Consider the following 18,565-nt stretch of genomic DNA (forward strand, 5'->3'; position numbering starts at 1 on the left):
AAACTACTGATTCCATGTCTTCCTTTTCAAAATAATCCCTGCAAAGTAATTCAGAGGTGAGTTTTGTGATATCATAAATATCTCTTGGATTGGGGGCAAGCATTTCATCAACCCAAACTGCATTTTTTGGATCCACCATGGCATTGCCGTAAATTGAGGTTGTACTGATGTAAACAAATTTTTGAATTTTATTTTCAAGACTGGCCTGTAATAAATTAAACGTTCCGTTAATATTTGTTCTGATAAAATCTTCTCTGGGGAAATCCAAAGCATAATGTTTACCATGTATGGCGGCGGAATGGATGACACCATCCATTCCGTCTATGGCATTTTGAACTTCAAAAGGATTACTGATATCAATAATTTTATCCGTAGTCCGTGAGGGAATGATATCTATTCCTGTAACAGTATAATTCTTTGACCTGAGTTGGAGTACGACTTCTTTACCCAATTGACCTGAAGACCCGGTCACTAAAATATTTTTTATCAATTTCATATTTTCTTAAACCATGAAGACCAAATCAAAATAAAAGCCTGATAATAAACAACTGATAATTCAATCTTTTCCGCACCTATTTTTGGATAAATATACAGCGACGAATTTTTAATAATGGGTTAAATACATTATGGATTCAGATGAAATAAAAAAAATGACAGAAAAATAAATAGCGCAAGATTCGGGTGTAATCAATCTTTTTAACCGTGTTTTTTGAAGAAAAAAGTTAAAACGAATTGTTAGTTTGTTTTTAATTATCGGTATTCAGGAATGCTTGGCCCAGGATATTTTCCCTCCACCTGTTACAAAAAAATCTGTTCAAGCCATTCACATTAATGGGGAAATCAAAATTGACGGAAAGTTGGAAGAGTCTGAATGGGACCTTGCACAATTGTTGCCGATCTCATTTGCATTAAATGTATAAAATAGTTTAATTTATTTTTATGCCATCAGAAGAAACTACATCAATCAGTAATTCATGGGAAATTAATGCTGAGGAATGGATCAGGGTGTTAAAGGAACAAAAGATACCTTCAAGGGAAATTACTAATCCTGCTATTATAAACCATGTTCTGGGTTTCAAGTTGAAAAATATCTTGGACTTAGGATGTGGAGAAGGTTGGTTATGCAGGGCTTTGTCTTCAAAGGCAATTAAGACTTTCGGGGTAGATGGTTCGGAAAGGTTGATTTTAGAAGCATCGGAAAAAGGAAAATCATCAAACTATCAATGTCTGAGCTTTGAAGATATTATAAACGGGGCCAAAATCAATGGAGCTCCTTATGAAGGAATTATATTCAATTTTTGTCTCTATGAGAAATCAATGACTGAAAGGTTATTGATAAAAATTGATGAATTATTGGTAAATGATGGGTATGTATTCATACAAACCCTGCATCCATTCACTTTTTACAAAAACGGACAGGCTTATAAAAGTGATTGGGTCAATGATTCATGGAAAGGACTGCCTGGAAATTTTAAAATGCCCCATCGATGGTATTTTCGTACTTTGGAGGATTGGATATTTTTATTTCAAAAGACGGGATATACAATGATTAATTTGAAAGAGCCCAAAAGTGTTGAAGCTGAATTACCTTCCAGTATAATTTTTACACTAAAAAAATCCAATGGAATCTCTGAAATAGAAGAGATCAAACTTTAGTAACATTCAAGAAACTATGAAAAAATCAACAGTTAAAGAAATCAGGACACGTTTTGACAAAGATGTAGAAAGGTTCAGTAATCTACAAAAAGGGCAGACATCCACTGTGGATGCAGTGGCAACATTGGAAATATTGTCAGATTCAGCAAAATACCTATGCCCCGGAGCGCGGGATATTTTGGATATAGGATGTGGAGCAGGTAACTACACCCTCAAAATATTGGAAAAGATTCCAAATCTGAATTGTACCCTGATAGATTTAAGCCAACCCATGCTGGACAAAGCACGAGAGCGGGTTTCAAATGCTACGGATGGTGAAGTAATATGCTCTCCCACGGATGTAAGAGATTTCCCTGTTAATGAGGAAAGTTTTGACATTATAACTGCCGGGGCTGTGCTCCATCATTTGCGCGATGAGTCGGAATGGGAAGCTGTATTCAAGAAGTTATTTTCGCTGTTAAAGCCAGGAGGAGTTTTGCTTATTTCAGACCTCGTAGTGCAAACCCTCAAACCATTGAATAAACTCATGTGGGAACGGTATGCCGACTACCTGAAAAATCTTAATGGAGAAGCCTATCAAAAAGATGTGTTTGCCTACATCGTGGAAGAAGACAGCCCGAGAAGCTATGAATTTCAGCAAAGGAAACTGAATGAGGCAGGTTTTGCCTACGTTGAGATATTGCATAAAAACATGTGCTTTGCAACTTTTTGTGCCGTCAAAGAAAAATCAGGTGGAGAACTGGAATTGATGGCACCTGGGGAAACTGTACCGGAATAAAAATCCTATACCTGAAATTAAAAGAATAATGCCGAGTATTCCTTACAGTTAATAGTAACAGGATAACAGAAAGAGTATGATCAATAGTGAAGTAAAAAAATATATAGACAAAAGCGTGCTAAGCTGGCTGGCTACCGTTAATGAGTTAAATGAGCCAAATGTCTCGCCAAAAGAAGTTTTTACTTATGATGGTGAGCATACCCTGCTCATTGCTAACATTGCATCTCCTGTCAGTATCAAAAATATCCGGGAAAACCCAAATGTGTGTATAAGCTTTATTGATGTATTTATTCAGAAAGGATTTAAAATAAAAGGAACGGCCAGGGTAATTGAAAAAAAGGATGCTGGATTTGAAAAAAAAGCAAAGCTCCTGACAGATTTGTTTACGGATAATTTTCCAATCATATCCGTGATAGAGGTGAATGTAAAAAAGGTAGATCAGATTCAGGCCCCCAGCTATTTTTTATATCCGGAAAAGACTGAACAATCCCAAATTGAAAGTGCTATGAAAACATATAAAGTAAAACCTATTGATTAAAAAAATAGATACATCAATTCCAAAGCTTGATGGTTTTCTTATTTGAACAACATGTTTAACCAAATACTCTGTCTTGAAATCTGACCTTATTCTTTCCAATATCTGTCAATACATCTCATTATCACCTGTGGAAAAGGAGTATTTCCTTAACCTGTTGGAGGAAGAGAATTTGAGCAAAAAAGAGTTTCTTCTTAGTCAGGGGGAATCTTGTAATCATATCTACTTTGTCAATTCAGGAATACTTAGGGCCTTCCATATCAATCAGGATGGAAAAGATGCTACAGTGATGTTTGCTGTGAAAGATTGGTGGATCACAGATATGTATTGTTTCTTAAATGTTCTTCCGTCAATGGTGAACATCCAGGTTGTGGCGCCCTGCAGTGTTTTGAAATTGTCAAAAAATAACCTTGACAAACTATATGATGAAATACCAATGTTCAATAAGTTCTTTAGAATTCTGATGCAGAATGCCTATTGCAGGGAACAGTTAAGGACTATACAAAACCTTTCTTTGCCTGCATTGGAGAGATATGAGCAATTTATCAAAAAATACCCTCACATCGCCAATGCCGTTGCACTGAAACAAATTGCCTCTTATTTGGGCATCACCCCGGAGTTTTTAAGTGCAATTAGGGCAAAGAAGGATTGAAGAATGAATTCAATTTCTTAATATATCTTATTTTTTTAAGGCTTAAGAAGACATTATTTTGAAAAAAAAACATTATGCTAATCCTAATTGCAGGGCCATATCGAAGTGGCACCAATGATGATCCTATCCTCATCAAAGAAAACCTTGACAAACTTGAAGCTATGGCATTGCCTATTTTCAGAAAAGGGCATGTTCCCATGATTGGGGAATGGGTGGCCTTGCCCTTGCTTCATCTTGCCGGATCTCAAAAGCCGGGTGATGATGTCTGGAACGAGATCCAATATCCTGTAGCACATCGGCTGCTCGAAAAATGTGATGCCGTCCTGAGAATTTCCGGTGAATCCAAGGGAGCGGATAAAGATGTTGAAATAGCAAAAGCAAGAGGTCTCAAAGTATATTATCACATCAAAGATATTCCTGATGCAGAATAAACGGGTAAAAAACCTTAAGAAAGAACTGCTTTCTGACAATTGGTACCGTTTGGAAAAGGTAACTTTTGATTACCAATTAAGTAATGGCAAATGGGAATCCCAAACCAGAGAGGCTTATGACCGTGGCAATGGAGCAACCATACTCCTTTACAACATATCAAAAAAGACTGTTATCCTTACCAGGCAATTCCGTCTGCCTACCTATCTAAACGGTAACTTAACAGGCATGCTGATCGAAGCTTGCGCCGGATTATTGGACAGAGACAACCCGGAAGACTGTATCAGAAAAGAGACTGAGGAAGAAACAGGTTACCGGATCAAATCGGTTCAAAAAGTATTCAAAGCCTATATGTCCCCTGGTTCAGTGACAGAAATCCTGCATTTTTTCGTAGCCGAATACACCGAGGAAATGAAAATATCCGGTGGAGGTGGGGTCAAAGAAGAACAGGAAAACATTGAGGTGTTGGAAATTCCCTTTTCGGAAGCTTATGCTATGATTGCAACCGGGGAAATTTGTGATGGTAAAACCATTATGTTGCTTCAGTATTTGAAATTGAATAATCTTATTTAATAGCTTGATATTCTAGTTTTTAATCCTTTTTAAAGGGCGAAAAAGATTCATATTTCAGATAAATTCATCCCATTTAATGTATCTGGTCTAATTTCCAATTCTTGACATTACGATGGATAATTTTGACCAATAGTTGAAAAAAAGTTAAAATTAATGGGAAACTTTAATTAAATATTAGGTATGAAAAAAGTCAAAATTGAACATATCGCTATTTGGACAGCTGAATTGGAAATCATGCGGTCCTTTTATCAAAATTATTTTGGTTTCGAGTGTAATCAAAAATACGTCAATGAGAAAAAAGGATTCAGTTCCTATTTTCTATCTTTTCCTGAGGGTTGCAGGTTAGAACTCATGCATTCAGAAAAGTTGAATGTTGAGGGACAGCATCACGACAGAATAACAGGTGGCTATGCCCACATCGCTTTTTCTTTGGGTTCCAGGGAGGCGGTGGACTCCATGACAGAAAAACTCATCAGTGATGGTTTTGAAAAACTGGATGGTCCTAGGATGACCGGAGATGGATATTATGAAAGTGTTTTTTTTGATCCTGAAAGAAATACTATTGAGCTTACCATTTGAATCATTGCAAACATTGAATCATGAAAAAAAAACTTTTTTCGCTTTTTCTATTTTCTTGGGGAATTCTGACGTTAGCAACTGCCCAGCAATTCATCAATTTATGGGAAGGTACTTCCATGAAAACATTTGAATTCAATCATGTAAAAATTGCGGAATCCATTTATATCAACAGTCAGGTGACAGGTCAAGGTTTTGATATTCCTCTCAATATTGAATATGAGTTAGAAGTAGACCATCTATGGCAGGTCAGGGAAGTCTATATTCATTTCAAATCAAAAGACAATTTTGAAATTAGGCTTAGTAGAAAAGATGATGGAAAATGGAGTGACTCCAATGGCGCAATTATTGACCAGCTTGAAGGGTGTACCGATATTGACATTACTGTTACGCCCTTTACTAATTCACTCCCAATAAACAGACTTAAACTTAACGAAGGGGAGTCTGAAGAAATCAAAGTAGTGTATATTGATCTTCCCAATAACAAGTTTTTCCCTGTGAATCAAAGGTACAGTAACTTGGGCAATGGACTATATTTATATGAAAATCTGGATAATGGTTATAGAGAAGTTATTTTAGTAGATCAGGACGGCTTTGTTAAATATTATCCGGATTTTTGTCATAGGATTTCTAAAACCCAGTATTGATTTTTTCTTCGGAGACTTTTAAAATGAAATCTTGTTACGTTAATCATCAAATCTCGGTGAATTAAAGATGCAATCTAAACCCGTTGATCAAATGGCTAAGGTTCAGATTTTTTGGATGAACCTATTACTTCATTCTATTTTCATAGGAAAAGAAAATTTAAAAAAGATAACTTATCGGATACTCTTTTTTTTGGTAATTGGATGGCAGTTCATCTGTGAATTTTTTAAACTCCCGGATGAAATGAGGTTGATCGAAATAATTGAATTCATACGCTATTTCAGTCAGTTTCTGCCTATTGGCCTTAACTTCTGATAATGCCTTCTGAAATTTCAAAATCCTTTGGAATAGCTTTGGGCTTAGTCCGATTTTTTCTGCAAAGATCAATTCAAGATACCTTCTGCTGATATTTAGTTCATCACAAAGAATGGAAATGTCCGCAGGCGTTTCCAAAGTTAATTTTGACATGGCAAATTCCAACAACTTATTTTTAGGTTCATAGGTATGTACAATCAGTTTTCTTTCAAAAAAAGCATTTATAAATGTGATCAATTGATTTACATCGCCTTTAAAATTCAATTCCTGAATCCGACCCAAAAAAGGGGCTTCAAAAAAATCGTTTAACTGTATCGCTTTATCTGTGAAATGTCCTACGGGAATATTGGAAAAATTTGAGAAACCATGAGGATGAAACCATATCCCAAAGCATTTACCTTTACCTGCTGCCATTACTTCCAGAGGCTCGGTAATCTGACCAATTACTTTTGCCCAATATTCTTTTTTGCCATTCCTATAAAAGTCAACATCAAAATTGAAAATCATTTCAATGCAACCGTCAGCAAAAAAAACATCACGTGTTTTCCTTCCAAAGTCACCTTCCAATATATAATAACATTTTATAAAAGGCTGTAGAACCTGTGACGGGGGAAAATAATTCAAGGTGAGTTTGCTGGAATCTTTCATAATAAAATTTAGATTTCCGTTTTACAATATACTTTTAATGCCAATTAATTACAAATTCGTTCAGGTTGGTTTTGGCATCTCCAAAACTATAAAATCATCTATTTTTGGTTTTTTTAGGTAGAAGTACTTGACAATGATTTAAAAAGTCCGATTTCCATAGTCTGCAATCATTCGGTAGGGATATAATTCCTCAGGTTCACTGAGTTGATCCAATTTACTGATATCTTCAATAGATAGTCTTATGTCATTTGCCCCTAAATTGTTCGATAACTGTTCTGAAGTTCTAATCCCTATGATTGTTGAGTCAACAACACTTTTGGATAAAATCCATGCTATAGCAACTTGGGATGAAGTTGAACCATAACTGCCGGCCAAAGAAGAAATCTGATCCATGATTAACCAGTTTTTTTTCTTGTTTCTCCGTTCCCATGATTCTTCAGTTTGTGGTGAAGTAGTGGCAATCCTTCCTTCAATAGGGCCCTGTTTTGTATATTTACCCGACAGGAATCCTCCTCCCAAGGGGCCCCAGGGAAGAAGTCCAATACACTGATCAGCAAACAAATCAAAGAACTCATATTCCAAATCCCTTTTTACCAGGCTGTATTGGAATTGGGCAGCAATGAACCTGAAACCACTAAGCTGATTTAACATCCCCTGGGATTTCATTAGCTGCCATGCCTTAAAGTTTGAAATACCAATATATCTCACCTTTCCGGATTCAATGAGATTAATCAAAGTACCAATAGTTTCCTCCAATGGTGTAACGGGGTCAAAACAATGCAGGTAGAGAATATCTATATAATCTGTTTCCAAGCGCTTCAGACTTTTTTCTACCCCTTGGACAATGTTCCATCTGGATAAACCTTCAGCATTCGGATTTGAAGACGTGCGGAACCTTATTTTAGTCGAAATAATCACATCAGGTCTTTTGTTCCTAAGGGCCTCCCCCACTATCATTTCTGATTCCCCGTTTGCATATACATCTGCGGTATCAATATGATTTCCACCGGAATCAAGAAATTGATCAATAAGTCTGATTGCTTCGGATTTAGGAGTACCTCTTTCTGAATTTTCCCCAAAAATCATGGTACCCAAAGTGAGGTTGGAGGTGATCAAGCCACTTTTTCCTATCGTATTATACTTCATATTTTTTTGACTAATGTTTCAAACCATAAATGGTTGTATGCATTCCCGCTATTTTCCATTTACCATCTACTTTTTCCATTAACCTGCTTTCTCTTTTCAATCCTCTTTCAGGGTCATGCTGTTCAAAATTGACATAAGCTCCATTTCCAAAAATCCTGATGTCCATGTCATTTATGACCACAGGAAGTGAATCAGGGTCGGGATTCAAAACGAAAAATTCTTTGATAAAAGCATCAATGTCATTCCATCCAATATTTTCAGACATGGAGGAATCTCCAAAATTGATATAGGTTTTGGTAACATAATCTTTATGTACCCAATAATTTTTCCATAGCTCATATTCCCTTTGAAATGCCGCTTTTGTTTCATCATTTATAGTGTTTTTTATCAAGGCACTTTCTGCCTTTGAATCAAATTCAACCAATTCATCAGTCGGTTTATGGCAAGAAAGCAATACCAAACAGAAGATCAGGAGTCCAATAACGGTTATTTCATATCTCATTATTCGCCTATTTGTTTATGTAACTGAATGTAAAAGTAATTCTGTGTAAAATGGAAAAATTGTATAGAAACGAACTATAAAAAGAATCAAAAAATGGATTAAAATCCAAATGAAACCTGTAGATATAAGACTGTTTCCGTTCGTGGCTGATTGGTTTCCAACTTGCCCAGTGTAGTAGGAAATGCAATCCCACAAACCAAAAACAAACTATTGTGACTTCTATCGATCAGCTTAAACAATTTATTGAATGAAACACCCCATGCTGTATTCTTTTCTTCCAAAAGCCTGAACGAAATCCTAGTATCAAGTAAAAAATTATAGGGTAAGGAAATACCTATTCCAGGATTGAAAATAAATTCCGTTATCTGGTAGGATGACATGATTGGCGCAAACTCAAGATCAAAATACATTTGGTTATTGAATTGCCTTGTAATACCAACAGGCGTAACAATCTGGGGATTATCAAAAATAGTCAATCTTTCCGTTCCACTCATTATCAAATAGGGAAACGAAACTGCTGTTCTGAGTTTCAGATTTTGGTTATCGCTTTGCCCTTCCGTCAGGTAAGGGAAACAGACAAATACAAATAATGGAATCCAAAGAAATTTCATTCGATTGAAATACTGGGAGGCTATTTGAATAGATTGGAATGAATTTCCTGACTGAGATATAGGATTGCTGCTTTTAAAAAGGCTAATTCACTTGTAATCAACATTAAAACATCTGTCTTTTTCATTAACCGTCATTTACTATGTACAATGGACAAAACTAATTCTGACTTAATAGGGGAAATTGTACAGATACGAATTTTGAAAAAGATTTTTGGGGGGATGGAATTTCTGAGGACCATTCAAGTACCACTGTAAAAAATGATAAAAAGGTTCAGCAGGATTTTACCTTTCCGATAAAAGTTACTTCAATTTGATGCCTTCTGAATATGCTATATTAAAAATCTTATCTAGTTAAATGAAAAATTGAAAACTCTAGAAACGAACTATAAAACCTAAGTATAATTTGTCCGAATACGGTCTGACCTTGTTCGGTTTCGAAGGTTACATTTTAACAAAGACCCGAATCAAAGCTTTAAATGACCTTTTGTTTGATGGCAAGGTAGTTGGAAAATAATTTTATAAAATAGCTGCATTTTCTAACACCAGTCCTAAACACATATATTCAATAGATTTTTGTTTATAAGAAATATTGGAGAATAGCCACTTCCAAAAAATAAATGATGAACCCTGTGACCCTAAAAGTAATTTGTACCAAAGCAATATTGCTGGGTTGTATCATAGTGCTTCATGCTCAGGAAGTCGAAACTAAGTATGGCCTTTTAAAAGGTGTTATTGAAAATGAAATAGAAGTATTTAAAGGAATTCCATTCGCAGCTTCACCAGTCGGTGATTTAAGGTGGAAAGCACCTCTTCCTCCTGAGATTTGGAACGGCGTTCGTATTGCCGATACATTTTCTCCCATTTGCTTACAATCCGGAATGTACCCGAAAAATTCTCCAAGAGAAGAAATGAGCGAAGATTGTTTATACCTCAATATATGGAAGCCAGAGACATCTTCGCAAGACCAACTCCCAGTAATGCTATGGATCTATGGCGGAGGACTTGTCAATGGTTCTGCTTCCATTCCACTTTATGATGGAAAAAACCTGGCAAAACAGGAGGTCATTGTGATCACGGCAAATTATAGGCTTGGGGCTTTGGGTTTTCTCGCACACCCGGAATTATCAAAAGAGGCAGCATACAACAGCTCCGGAAATTATGGTCTTTTAGACATGATTGCAGCGCTGCAATGGATCCAGGAGAATATCAAATCTTTTGGTGGAGATCCAGACAATGTAACTGTCTTTGGACAGTCGTCAGGTGCGATTTCGATTAGCGCTTTAATTGCTTCTCCTTTGACAAAAGGACTTTTCCATAGAGCAATCGCTCAAAGCGGCGGTCTTTTTGAGCCTATAGAATTGGATGACGGATTTAAACTTTCCATTCTTGAGCAGGCTGGAGAAAGGTTTGCCGAACGTGCAGGTGTATCTTCAATAAAAGAATTGCGAAAAATCCCTGCTGAGGACCTAATTAAAGTCCCTGTACATACTTCCATTAATATTGATGGATATGTATTAAATCAGTCCCCTTTTGAGGCTTACAGGAACAATGAAAACAACAGGGTATCAGTTCTGTTAGGCAACACAAAAGATGAGGGTCAGGAATTTATTGCAGATTTGAGCATCACCAGGGAATCTTATCAAAAAGAACTTAGAAAACATTTTCCCGGCTGGCTGGTATGGCTGACTGCGCCCAACCCCGGAGAAACGGATGAGGAGGCCATCAAAGCAGCTGTATCATTTCAGGGAGATATCAGGTTCAAATGGAATATGTGGACTTGGGCAAAACTAGCTTCTAAGGATGCAACCAATAAGGTATATGTATACCAGTTTGCCAAAGCTCCTCCTTTCCCTGGTGATTCTGATCAAGATGGATGGGGAGCATCTCATGGAAGTGATTTGAGTTACGTTTTCGGAAACCTTGATCAGTACAATTATGATTGGACTGAATATGATTATCACCTGTCTGCTTCAATGGTGAAATATTGGACCAACTTTGCCAAATATGGAGACCCAAACAGTAAAGGATTACCCCAATGGCAGGAATTTTCGGAGGATAGTCCACAAGCTTTGAATTTGGATAAGAAAATTACTTCAGCATCGCTACAAACCAAAGGAACATTGTCAAGGATAGACAATATTTATAGTATTGCCCGTTGGACACTCCGAAACTATGTCTTACTGATCTTTTTAGGCTTGGTGGTAATATTCATTGTGGCTTTTGTAGTTATAAGATACTCTAGAAAAAAAAGGAAAAGGCTTTAAACCTAATTTGGCATTAGACATTGCCCACCTATGGAAAATTTATTGCTTTTACCCTTTATATCCAAATCATCCCGATAATAAATCGAAAGCAATTGGCCTTTTTACACATCGAAAAGATAGTTCCTACATGTCTGAATTTCAAATTCATAATAATAGTCTTTATTTAAATTTCATATGTCATTTCCTCACAAACCTTACAATTTCTATCCGACCACCGTTCAGAAAAAATTCATTTTCTTTAAATTCAAAAACGTAAGAACTTACAAGCATTTTTGAATTGGAGATAAGTAAGCCTTCTTTTGTGGTATCATCACGAAATATCACTTCGTAATTTGCATTTTCAATGTGTTTCAAAGTTATCCAGACATCAGTTTCGGCGTTTTGGTAAGTCCCATCCAAACCTTTGAAATCAAAACTGCTATCTATTTCACTTGATTTGGTTAATGTATAGGGGGAATGATTGGTGTAATATGCGGTGACCTGCACCACTCCATTTGAGTTGACTGTAAATTCTTGCTTGAATGCAGGGTCAAATTTTTGATGAAAGATATTATCGGCTTCCCTTTCCAGTTCAACATCATTTCTGCCAAATCTTTGGAGATAAATGATATTATCTATTTTCTTAAACGTAAATGCAAAATTACCATGAGTTAAATAGGTGCCTAGGATTTCATCTTCATGAATGAAACTTCCAGTTTTAGCTGGTTTGGTGACTAAATAGGTTTCGTCTGCCTTCAAATCAAAAAGCACATCAGCCATTTGTCTTGTTTGAATTGAGGGAATGGACTTGCCTGTATTGGTCAAAGTAATCAATGAACTTTGCTTTTCGGGAAACCTTAAAACTGTAGCTTTCCAAGCACCTGTTGCTCCTTCATGAAAAGTATAGCTCAAGCCCTTATATTCACTGAATTCTAATCCGAAACCATAATTCTGAAATTTCGATTCTTCAAGTACCGCCTGACTTTGAGCGATCAGTTTTTTATTGAAAGATGTTTCTCCGTATCCTTGGACTAGTTTTTCCCACTGAATTTGATCGGGTAGGGTAGAAAAGATATTCCCATCACCGACAACATCCCATGTCCAATCTCTAGTCGTCCAAGTATCAAAATTGAAGTAGGGCCTTGCCAATTCTCCCTGAATTTGGGTATGGTCATTTTCAAAAGAGGAATTGGGCATATTCAGTTTATCGAACATGCTATTTGTAAAAGCAATAAATGTTTTTTCCGATACTTTTTCTACAAGCATGGCCAACAAAATATAATTGGTATTGCTGTATAAATATTGAGTATCGGGAAGAAAATTCAGTTCCTCCTGCTTTTCGATTAGTTGCAAAATATCTCCATTACCCAAAGAGATTTTCCACCAAGTGATACCCTGCAAAGCCAACAAATCATAGCAATCTCTGATTCCACTTGTATGGTTCAATAAGGACTGAATAGTAATCTGTTCTTTAACATTTGGATATAGCACTGGAAACCATTTTCTAATGTCATCTGAAAGTTTTATTTGATTATCATCTACGAGCGAAAGAATTGCTAATGCAGTAAACTGCTTTCCATTGGAAGCGATATTAAACCGTGTTGATTCATCGATAAATAAGCTATCTGTCAGGTCTGCGTAACCAGCATATTTTTCATAAATCAATCTACCATCTTGAATGATAGCTGTCGCAATCCCCGGTGCACGAGCTGGGACATCCTGGGTAGCTATTGCATTTAATTTTTCTTTTGTCTGGCTCGAAATGCCTTTTTGGGAAAAGCTATAATGGCTTGAAATAAAGAATAGGGTAACAATGAGAAGATAGGCTTTCATGAATGTTTTTTCTTCAAATATCAGTGAGAAACGCCACATAAAAGACTCAAATCCTGATTTGATACATATTATTGAACATTTTTTTTGATGTATTCTTGAGGCGAAAGCGAAGTATGGCGTTTAAAAGCCCTATTGAAAGTGGATTTTGAATTGAAGCCACATTCAAATGCAATCCCAAGTAATGTATGAATAGTATGTTCGCCAGCTTCCAGTTTCTCGATTACAGCTTGAACACGCTTTTGATTGACATAGTCATTAAAATTCATGTCGAATCCCAAATTGATAACCTGAGATACTTTTTTGGGATGAGTATCTAATTCTTGAGAAAGGTCATAGATAGATAATTCTGGATTTTCATAAATTTTGTCTTCCATCATTAATCGCTCGACTCTTTCTTTCCATACCTCTAAATCAGGAATAGCCATTTCGACCTCTTTCGCATTTTGGGCTTCTTTTTCTGAAATCTCATATTCCACAGAATAATCCAAGTCTGTATCTGATTTAAATGGGAGACGGTTCGGTAAACCTTCAAACGAAACAACTGATCTTATGGAGTTGGCAAAACCACTGATAGAAATATAATAGAACAATACCGAGAAGCTCAAATAATACCAAAACTTTCTACCAAACTGAGCCCATTCCGGATTTACAATAAAGAAGGCAACTCTCAACATGATCAACATTATAAAAGCGATAAGAAATCTTCTCGCCCATTTGAAGGTCAAGGTATCTGCGAAACTGACAGTTTCAAAGGTGATCGATTTGTATCTCTTGTATAACTGCAGGCTTTTAATCAAATATAAAATCATAGAAATCAGTCCAAGGACCTGATACCAAAATGAAAAGTCTTTGTCTTTGCCATCGGCATAAAAATAGACTGCATCCAGAATTATCTTATCACCAACAAATAGGATTAGTGAATACAACAAATAAATTAAAGCAGGAGAGAAATGTAAAAGATTAGATCTTCTGAATACAAATGATTGATCAAACAAGGCCTTACAATAAAAATAGAGTACTGGAGGCATTAACAGCAGTTGTTGAAACGGAATATAAAAAAGAATATCTCGATAAGGATTTCTTGAATACCAAAAGGCATATCCCAACATAAAAGGAGCAATATACAATGCACAAAGAAGCGTGAAAAAACTCAGCCACAAGCAGGGTTTATCTTGATTTTGAATTCCTTTCTTTAAAAGCAAAGTAAAAAATACCAACCCGTGAATAAAGAAAATCAGGAGTAAACTGCTTTTTAGATTAAAATCAAATAACATTTCTACAATAACTTATAAATAATCCAAAGTCTAAGTTTACAAAAAAAATCAAAATTTTTTGATTTTAATCAATCCCCACCTTCAAATACCGCCACTGCTCTCACTGGTGAGCCAGTGCCTCCTTTAATTTTTAGGGGCAGCCCTATAAATCGGAACCTTCCTCGATTGATCAATTGGTCCAGGTTGATCATATTTTCATAGTGCGTAAAACCAAGCTCGCCGCAAATTTGATGAACTTCTCTATTTGATATTTTTGGCACTCCAGGCGACATAGTTTCCACACCGAAAGCGGATATTTCTTTCTCTCCTAACCAACGTGCTGCCTCAGCTGTAATTCCTGGCCCATTTTTCCAATCCTCTGTCCCATAAAAATTTTTAAAATGGTTTGTGCAAAGTAAAACAGTATCTCCTTTTTTGATCGTCAACCCTGAATTCTTTAAGGATATCGCTATTTCTTCTGATGTTATTAATTCCGATAGTCCTTTATGTGTAAAGTCCAAACAAAACCCTTCTGTATAAAACATAGAAAGAGGCATCTTGTCAATAGACTGTCCGACATACTGTTTTCCCATATGATTCAAGGCATCCACATGAGTTCCAGTATGTTCTCCTAGTTCCATTTTTAAGACAGCTGGAGTTTTTGTTAGAGGGTTTTCAATACCTTCCCATTCCTCATGTGTAGCGTGAATATCAATCTTGACATTTGGAAGGCCATTGAAAACTGGCATTCCTGAAAATATCTCTTGGCTGAGGTCAATTATTTCTGTCATAATAATAACTTAATCTTTATTCTGAGTTTTAAGTTTATCCAAAATACTTGCATGCACCCAATAGATATCCTGCTTACTCGTAAAGAATAAATACTTTCCATCTTGTGTCACAAAGGGGCAGAGTTCATGACCTTCTGTATTGATTAAGGCTCCCATATTATTGGCTGATGACCATTCTCCATTTTCACCCTTAAAGCTGATATACAAATCACCTTGACCAAACCCATCTGGCCTGATTGAGGAAAAAATGATATAGGACTTGTCAGGTGCTACAAAGGCATCAGCTTCATAATACTTGGTATTGATCCCATTTTCGAGTTTGACCGGTTTTTGATATTGACCTTTTAATAATTGGGAGCGAAATACTTCGTAATTTTTGCTGTCTTTTATCAAAAGGTTAAAATTTGATGCATAATAAATGCTGCCATCTTTGCTAAAGGATATATAATATTCATTGGCTTTTGTATTAATCGGGGGGGCAACATTCACCGGTGTTGACCATTTTTTTTCTTGTCGTTCCACATACCAGATATCATAATCTTCCTTTTTCCCAGTTCCCGTTAAAGGCATGTCGGAAATAAAATAAAGCCTGTCTTCATCTGGTGAAAGCATAGGGTCATTGAAGCTGTATTGTGGATGTGTTAAAAGAACTTCAGCTTCCGTCCAAACCCCATTTAATAATTTTGAAACCCATACTTCTGCTATTCCATCAGTATCAACACCAAAAAAGAACTCTTTACCATCCTTGGAAAAGACAGATCCAAATTCATGTCGTTCAGGTTTAGAAATTAAATGAGGTGCAAATTTCTCTGGTACCGTTGTCGGTGGCTTAAGTCCAAAATAACTCATATTCTCATCTGATCCTGAACCTACATGCCCTAGTATTGATTCTGTAAGCTTTACAGGATCATAAACTTTCCCATCCTTTAGGACCCATTCAACTTCCTGTATTCCCTTTGGATCACTTTCAAGATCAGCATTGAGAATGACCATATTAGCAATAAAGTTTTCTTGAATTATACCTCTATTGTTTAAATCTAAAAGTTTTGCTCCATTTGAAGTCATTACCTGAATGGCTTCTTCGGGTTTAAAGCCTGCCTCGATAAACAGTTCATAATTCTTCTGGTCTCCGTAGCCAGGTAAATTATGTAAACCTGGATCAGGGCCAGCTGTTAACAAGCCACCTAATCTAAAGAATGCCAATTCATATGCCATGGCTTGACTCAGCCATTTTTCTTTAAAGTACCAATTGTCTCCTTCTTCTTTCATTCTAGCTCGTCTTTCTTCATACAGACCAATATGGTATGGAGAAAGGGACTCAAGGTCGCGAGGTTCTGCTATACCTCTTGCCTGTGCTTCAAAAATCGAAAGTGTGGAAGAGATAGCAACATTTCGATCTATCAAGAGTTGGTGGATTCTCCTTACTTCTTCTCCATCAATATCCAATTCCGATCTGAAATCTATACTGCCTGAACAAAGATCAATTTCTTTGCCTTCTGCATAATCATAACTATGAATAAAGCCATGTTCAATCGCATCAATACCCAAGAGTGCTGCTTCCTCAAAAGTTGTAGCACATAAATGCCCAGTGACCTTAGCACCATATTTATGTGCTTCATTGATAACTATCTCCAAATCTTTTGGTCGGGTATGAAGGTAAACTTTAAACCATTTCGCCCCATTTTCAGCCCAGTATCGAATAGTATCACGTAGTTTTTCTTCATTATAAAATCGGATAAAATTCCCTTTTCCGGCAGGTCCCGTAATGTATGGACCGGAATTTATAATATCAGGCCCTGGCTGTAAACCTTTTTTAATTGCTTTGGCAATTTCGATTTCTTCTTTTGGGTTGCCAGTCCCACAAGTTTGAATAGTGGTTACACCTGCTGCGAGATAAAGTTTTGGTGAAGTATAAAGCATTGCCCCCTGTGGCAATCGCATATGATTATGGGTACCGACAATTCCTGGAATAACTATACGCCCAAATAAATCAATAACAAAAAAATCTTCTGGGATGGCGACAGTTGATACATCCCCAACCTTTTCAATTTTATCATTTACAATCAAAATAGTTTGGGAATTTTTAACCGGTCCTCCAGTACCATCAATGATCTTGACGTTGCTTAAAGCTATTTTGTTCTTATCTGCATGGATAAATGACTTTAAGTAGTCAGAAATATCATTTACACGATTTTCATTTGTATTTTCATATTGCGCCAAAGAAGTCTGGGCTGTGGTCAAGATAATGGACAAAAAAAATAATAACTTTTTCATTGCTTTCCTTATAATAAATCAATTATGCTCCATCTTTCATTCTGAATTTTCTTGAAGGCTTCAAATGCTGGACTTGTCTGTAAATTAGGTAAAAACAAGTCAAAAAAAAGAAGTTAATCGTTGAAAATAGCATTGTCATATTTTTGTTTTGATGGTGTCAAGATAGGTGACTAGACCTGTTTTAATTTTGTATTTTTTGATAAAGTGGAGTTTAGCCTATTGCAAATAGATACTCCATGATTAGAATTTTTTTATTTTCGGGAATCTTCTGAAAACCGCACTTTTTTACAGAATACAAGACTCTCAGTTTAAATTTTTTAAAATAAAAACTTTATTCACCTTTTCATCTGATATTCTATTTCTATGCCAATCAAAAACCCCCTTCAATCCTAATTGAAACCGGATATCCGGATTTAAATCATGATCACCGAACAATACTGACCGCTGATGGTCAAAAAAAAACAATGTCTCCCATAAGGTAGTTGGTGTCATAACTCATCGTAACGAATATTAAATTCCTTTTGATTGGGAGGTTTAGTAGCTACACCTATTTGGGGGTCTCGATTGCCCACATCATGGGATGGTACCATAATCAATTTCTCATTAAAACATGAAATGTTATGGAAACTTCAAACATCAATTCCTTATCTCAGGATTCCGAAATCGAACTGTCAAATCGGTCCAAAGTCAGCCTTTCCCAATGTCCAAAAATTGCTTGCTCAAGACAGGCTTACAGTGTTTTGATTGAAGGATGGGACAAGGACAAAATAGAATTTTTGGAGCAATTCAAGGTCATGGTTTTGAACAAAGCAAACAGAGTAATCGGTGTACTGCTGTTGGGAACAGGAAGTGTGGCAGGTGTTACAGTGGATGTGAAACTGATCATGTTCACTGCCATGAAGAGTAATGCTTCCGGAATCATTATCAGCCACAACCATTCTTCGGGAAATCTGACACCTTCAAAACAGGACAAATTGCTGACCCAAAAAGTCAAAGAAGCAGGAGAAATTCTGGACCTTCCTTTACTAGATCACATTATTGTAACCCAAGAAGGATATTTTTCCTTTTCGGATGAAGGGCTGCTTTAGGCCCTTTTTTTAAGCAG

The 18,565-nt window shown here is 36.4% G+C and carries 20 protein-coding genes; 11 read left to right on the forward strand and 9 right to left on the reverse strand.

From position 1 onward, the window contains the following. Positions 1-496 (reverse strand): NAD-dependent epimerase/dehydratase family protein (locus ACEW8U_RS23925; protein ID WP_373524579.1); only part of this gene is annotated, 496 nt, incomplete at its 3' end. A gap of 244 nt (positions 497-740) precedes the next feature. Between ACEW8U_RS23925 and ACEW8U_RS23930 the strand changes: the two genes are divergently transcribed. From ACEW8U_RS23930 to ACEW8U_RS23970, 9 genes are all read left to right on the forward strand, one after another. Further along, entirely contained in the window at positions 741-920 is a 180-nt protein-coding gene (locus tag ACEW8U_RS23930) for a hypothetical protein (protein WP_373524580.1), read from the forward strand. Positions 921-939: 19 nt separating this feature from the next. Continuing rightward, a complete protein-coding gene (locus tag ACEW8U_RS23935) occupies positions 940-1,656 on the forward strand; it encodes a class I SAM-dependent methyltransferase (protein WP_373524581.1) in 717 nt (238 codons plus the stop codon). Positions 1,657-1,672: 16 nt separating this feature from the next. Beyond that, positions 1,673-2,434, forward strand: coding sequence for a methyltransferase domain-containing protein (locus ACEW8U_RS23940; RefSeq protein WP_373524582.1), 762 nt, complete (start codon positions 1,673-1,675; stop codon positions 2,432-2,434). A 76-nt stretch (positions 2,435-2,510) separates the two neighbouring features. After that, a complete protein-coding gene (locus tag ACEW8U_RS23945) occupies positions 2,511-2,972 on the forward strand; it encodes a pyridoxamine 5'-phosphate oxidase family protein (RefSeq protein ID WP_373524583.1) in 462 nt (153 codons plus the stop codon). A 73-nt stretch (positions 2,973-3,045) separates the two neighbouring features. Beyond that, entirely contained in the window at positions 3,046-3,621 is a 576-nt protein-coding gene (locus tag ACEW8U_RS23950) for a Crp/Fnr family transcriptional regulator (RefSeq protein ID WP_373524584.1), read from the forward strand. 74 nt (positions 3,622-3,695) lie between these two features. Beyond that, a complete protein-coding gene (locus ACEW8U_RS23955; protein WP_373524585.1) occupies positions 3,696-4,052 on the forward strand; it encodes a DUF4406 domain-containing protein in 357 nt (118 codons plus the stop codon). Further along, on the forward strand, positions 4,042-4,623 hold the full coding sequence (gene nudK, locus ACEW8U_RS23960; RefSeq protein ID WP_373524586.1) for a GDP-mannose pyrophosphatase NudK: 582 nt from the start codon (positions 4,042-4,044) through the stop codon (positions 4,621-4,623). Before ACEW8U_RS23955 ends, nudK begins: the two co-directional genes overlap by 11 nt. 180 nt (positions 4,624-4,803) lie before the next feature. Then, a complete protein-coding gene (locus tag ACEW8U_RS23965; protein ID WP_373524587.1) occupies positions 4,804-5,202 on the forward strand; it encodes a VOC family protein in 399 nt (132 codons plus the stop codon). A 20-nt stretch (positions 5,203-5,222) separates the two neighbouring features. Then, positions 5,223-5,846, forward strand: coding sequence for a putative glycolipid-binding domain-containing protein (locus tag ACEW8U_RS23970; protein ID WP_373524588.1), 624 nt, complete (start codon positions 5,223-5,225; stop codon positions 5,844-5,846). 157 nt (positions 5,847-6,003) lie between these two features. On the opposite strand, the gene ACEW8U_RS23975 is transcribed toward ACEW8U_RS23970, so the two are convergent. The 4 genes from ACEW8U_RS23975 to ACEW8U_RS23990 all read right to left on the reverse strand — a co-directional run bounded on the left by ACEW8U_RS23975 (position 6,004) and on the right by ACEW8U_RS23990 (position 9,066). After that, positions 6,004-6,807, reverse strand: a complete 804-nt coding sequence (locus ACEW8U_RS23975; RefSeq protein WP_373524589.1) for a DUF6597 domain-containing transcriptional factor — start codon at positions 6,805-6,807, stop codon at positions 6,004-6,006. Between the two features lie 138 nt (positions 6,808-6,945). Continuing rightward, positions 6,946-7,953 (reverse strand): aldo/keto reductase, encoded by a 1,008-nt coding sequence (locus ACEW8U_RS23980; protein ID WP_373524590.1) that lies wholly within the window; start codon positions 7,951-7,953, stop codon positions 6,946-6,948. A 10-nt stretch (positions 7,954-7,963) separates the two neighbouring features. Further along, positions 7,964-8,455 (reverse strand): hypothetical protein, encoded by a 492-nt coding sequence (locus ACEW8U_RS23985; protein ID WP_373524591.1) that lies wholly within the window; start codon positions 8,453-8,455, stop codon positions 7,964-7,966. A gap of 98 nt (positions 8,456-8,553) precedes the next feature. Continuing rightward, positions 8,554-9,066, reverse strand: coding sequence for a hypothetical protein (locus ACEW8U_RS23990; RefSeq protein WP_373524592.1), 513 nt, complete (start codon positions 9,064-9,066; stop codon positions 8,554-8,556). A 617-nt stretch (positions 9,067-9,683) separates the two neighbouring features. Here ACEW8U_RS23990 and ACEW8U_RS23995 point away from each other — a divergent pair. Continuing rightward, on the forward strand, positions 9,684-11,330 hold the full coding sequence (locus ACEW8U_RS23995) for a carboxylesterase/lipase family protein (RefSeq protein WP_373524593.1): 1,647 nt from the start codon (positions 9,684-9,686) through the stop codon (positions 11,328-11,330). A gap of 177 nt (positions 11,331-11,507) precedes the next feature. Here ACEW8U_RS23995 and ACEW8U_RS24000 read toward each other — a convergent pair whose 3' ends face one another. The 4 genes from ACEW8U_RS24000 to ACEW8U_RS24015 all read right to left on the reverse strand — a co-directional run bounded on the left by ACEW8U_RS24000 (position 11,508) and on the right by ACEW8U_RS24015 (position 17,460). Beyond that, positions 11,508-13,142 (reverse strand): serine hydrolase domain-containing protein, encoded by a 1,635-nt coding sequence (locus ACEW8U_RS24000; RefSeq protein ID WP_373524594.1) that lies wholly within the window; start codon positions 13,140-13,142, stop codon positions 11,508-11,510. Between the two features lie 68 nt (positions 13,143-13,210). Continuing rightward, positions 13,211-14,170, reverse strand: a complete 960-nt coding sequence (locus ACEW8U_RS24005; RefSeq protein ID WP_373524595.1) for a helix-turn-helix domain-containing protein — start codon at positions 14,168-14,170, stop codon at positions 13,211-13,213. Positions 14,171-14,484: 314 nt separating this feature from the next. Then, positions 14,485-15,186 (reverse strand): cyclase family protein, encoded by a 702-nt coding sequence (locus tag ACEW8U_RS24010; RefSeq protein WP_373524596.1) that lies wholly within the window; start codon positions 15,184-15,186, stop codon positions 14,485-14,487. A 9-nt stretch (positions 15,187-15,195) separates the two neighbouring features. Further along, on the reverse strand, positions 15,196-17,460 hold the full coding sequence (locus ACEW8U_RS24015) for an amidohydrolase family protein (protein WP_373524597.1): 2,265 nt from the start codon (positions 17,458-17,460) through the stop codon (positions 15,196-15,198). 620 nt (positions 17,461-18,080) lie between these two features. On the opposite strand from ACEW8U_RS24015, the gene ACEW8U_RS24020 reads away from it, so the two are divergent. After that, complete coding sequence (locus ACEW8U_RS24020; protein WP_373524598.1) at positions 18,081-18,548, forward strand: RadC family protein; 468 nt, start codon at positions 18,081-18,083, stop codon at positions 18,546-18,548. Positions 18,549-18,565: the final 17 nt, after the last annotated feature.

Source organism: Aquiflexum sp. (genome assembly GCF_041751335.1).
GTDB lineage: Bacteria > Bacteroidota > Bacteroidia > Cytophagales > Cyclobacteriaceae > Aquiflexum.

Coding starts and splice junctions, on each gene's coding strand:
- ACEW8U_RS23935 (WP_373524581.1), top strand. CDS start 940: ATGCCATCAGAAGAAACTACATCAATCAGTAATTCATGGGAAATTAAT.
- ACEW8U_RS23940 (WP_373524582.1), top strand. CDS start 1,673: ATGAAAAAATCAACAGTTAAAGAAATCAGGACACGTTTTGACAAAGAT.
- ACEW8U_RS23945 (WP_373524583.1), top strand. CDS start 2,511: ATGATCAATAGTGAAGTAAAAAAATATATAGACAAAAGCGTGCTAAGC.
- ACEW8U_RS23955 (WP_373524585.1), top strand. CDS start 3,696: ATGCTAATCCTAATTGCAGGGCCATATCGAAGTGGCACCAATGATGAT.
- nudK (WP_373524586.1), top strand. CDS start 4,042: ATGCAGAATAAACGGGTAAAAAACCTTAAGAAAGAACTGCTTTCTGAC.
- ACEW8U_RS23965 (WP_373524587.1), top strand. CDS start 4,804: ATGAAAAAAGTCAAAATTGAACATATCGCTATTTGGACAGCTGAATTG.
- ACEW8U_RS23970 (WP_373524588.1), top strand. CDS start 5,223: ATGAAAAAAAAACTTTTTTCGCTTTTTCTATTTTCTTGGGGAATTCTG.
- ACEW8U_RS23975 (WP_373524589.1), bottom strand. CDS start 6,807: ATGAAAGATTCCAGCAAACTCACCTTGAATTATTTTCCCCCGTCACAG.
- ACEW8U_RS23980 (WP_373524590.1), bottom strand. CDS start 7,953: ATGAAGTATAATACGATAGGAAAAAGTGGCTTGATCACCTCCAACCTC.
- ACEW8U_RS23985 (WP_373524591.1), bottom strand. CDS start 8,455: ATGAGATATGAAATAACCGTTATTGGACTCCTGATCTTCTGTTTGGTA.
- ACEW8U_RS23990 (WP_373524592.1), bottom strand. CDS start 9,066: ATGAAATTTCTTTGGATTCCATTATTTGTATTTGTCTGTTTCCCTTAC.
- ACEW8U_RS23995 (WP_373524593.1), top strand. CDS start 9,684: ATGATGAACCCTGTGACCCTAAAAGTAATTTGTACCAAAGCAATATTG.
- ACEW8U_RS24000 (WP_373524594.1), bottom strand. CDS start 13,142: ATGAAAGCCTATCTTCTCATTGTTACCCTATTCTTTATTTCAAGCCAT.
- ACEW8U_RS24005 (WP_373524595.1), bottom strand. CDS start 14,170: ATGCCTCCAGTACTCTATTTTTATTGTAAGGCCTTGTTTGATCAATCA.
- ACEW8U_RS24010 (WP_373524596.1), bottom strand. CDS start 15,186: ATGACAGAAATAATTGACCTCAGCCAAGAGATATTTTCAGGAATGCCA.
- ACEW8U_RS24015 (WP_373524597.1), bottom strand. CDS start 17,460: ATGAAAAAGTTATTATTTTTTTTGTCCATTATCTTGACCACAGCCCAG.
- ACEW8U_RS24020 (WP_373524598.1), top strand. CDS start 18,081: ATGGAAACTTCAAACATCAATTCCTTATCTCAGGATTCCGAAATCGAA.